Annotated in this window: 3 protein-coding genes; 2 read left to right on the top strand and 1 reads right to left on the bottom strand. The window is 63.2% G+C overall.

Annotated features, from left to right (window positions below):
• On the bottom strand, nt 1–377 hold a 377-nt coding region (locus AB0P17_RS43230), incomplete at its 3' end, for an ATP-binding protein (RefSeq protein WP_365820610.1).
• Between the two features lie 284 nt (nt 378–661).
• Here AB0P17_RS43230 and AB0P17_RS43225 point away from each other — a divergent pair.
• Nucleotides 662–1537, top strand: a complete 876-nt coding sequence (locus AB0P17_RS43225; RefSeq protein WP_365820608.1) for a helix-turn-helix transcriptional regulator — start codon at nt 662–664, stop codon at nt 1535–1537.
• Nucleotides 1538–1540: 3 nt separating this feature from the next.
• Nucleotides 1541–1711 (top strand): DUF397 domain-containing protein (locus AB0P17_RS43220; protein ID WP_365820612.1); only part of this gene is annotated, 171 nt, incomplete at its 3' end.

Raw genomic sequence — 1711 nt, 5'->3', positions numbered from 1 at the left:
GTTTTCCCGATCCCGCCCACGCGCTCCTCCACTCCCCAGCGGTGAGCCAGCGCCTCCACGAGCATGAGCCCGCGTCCGCCCGTCTCGTCCTCGCAGGGGTGCTGAATCTGCGGTTTGCCGGCCCCCGCGTCGCTCACTTCCAGACGGACCAGACGTTCGTCCGGCAGCAGCAGAATCCGTACACCGACCTGCCGATCGCCCGGCACGCGTACCCGCAGCGCGTTGGTGACCAGTTCGGAGAGCACCAACTCCGAGTCGTCCAGCGCGTCCTGGCCCACGGACCAGTCCCCGAACGCCGCATGCAGCATCGCCCGCGCTCTGGGGACGCTGCTGCGGCGCCGGGTCAGCCTGAAGGTCACTTCGTTCGGTTCACCCATGACAGCTCCTACCGATTCGCGAGCGGTCCGAACTCCCGGATGAGTACAGGCATCTGCTCGTCGATCAGTTGCCCGGCGCACCATTGGCAGCACCGGAGTGGACACACTCGGCATTCGGTCGAGTGCGCTCTGTAGTGAAGTCAATGTGGCATTTGTCGTTGAGGTAGGTCAAGCCATTGGACTGTCCAATTGACAAGTTGCTCGACAGTTCGATTAGGGTCTCGGTAACACGATGTGGTCGACCGGGCTAATCTCGTGACCAACTCGTGGACAGAGGGAGCTTCATGCCTGCCGCCAGCAGTACGCCGTTGATGTCTCGTGTCACGCTCGGCCGGGCGCTACGTCGTCTCCGTGACGAGGTCAATCACCTGACCCTCGCGGAAGTCGCAGCGGCCATCGGCTGCGACATCTCGCTGATCAGCCGGATAGAACTTGGCAAGCGGAACTGCTCGCACGAGCACTTCGCCAAACTCATGGATCTCTACACCGTCTCGGAATCCGAGCGGGTCAGTCTTGCTGAGTTGCACACCGCCACCCGAGAGCGGCGTCAGCCCTGGTGGGCACGGTACGGGGAGGTCATCACCGCCGAGTACGAGCGTTTCCTCGGGTTCGAGGCTGCGGCGTCAGTCGTGCGCGAATATCAAGTGGGCATGATTCCTGGGCTGTTGCAGACTGAACGCTATGCCCGTGCGGTGATCGGTGCTGGGTTCGCCTCGCTGGGGCCCGACCAGATCGACGCACTCGTTGAGGTCCGTGACTGGCGGCAGCGGCAGCGGCTGCTGGAGACCGACCGTCCGCTCGTGTGCCACTACGTAGTGACTCAGGCGGCTCTGGAGTTTCAGGTGGGTGGAGGTCAGGGCCATCGGGAGCAGCTTCGGCACCTTCTGGAGCAGTCGGAGCGCGAGACCGTCGAGCTGAAGGTAATCCCCTACGAGAAGGGGGAAGAAGGAGCACAGATCGCTGCGTTCCAGGTCTTCGAGTTCGCCGATGATGATGTGCCTGACATCGCCTTCGGTGAATCTGTCGCTGGTAACTTGACGCTGGATGACCCGCGGGACCTGCGACGCCTGCACCGCATCTTCAACAACCTCTCCGGGGCGGCGCTCGATCCAGACAAGAGCCGCGACCTGATCACCGGTATCAAGAACAAGGAAGATTGACTGATGGAGAAGGCAGATCTCTACTCGATAGATCCCGCCACGCTGTCCTGGCAGAAGAGCAGCTTCACCGCAGGTGACAGCCAGTGCTTCGAACTTGCCGCCCTCCCCGCCGGAGGCGTAGCCGTCCGCGACTCCAAGAACCCCTCCGGCCCGCACCTCTGCTTCACGCCCGGC

Source organism: Streptomyces sp. NPDC088124, from assembly GCF_040685895.1.
Taxonomy (GTDB): domain Bacteria; phylum Actinomycetota; class Actinomycetes; order Streptomycetales; family Streptomycetaceae; genus Streptomyces.
Note: the sequence above shows the minus strand (reverse complement) of the source record. Positions and strands in the feature narration are given on the sequence as shown.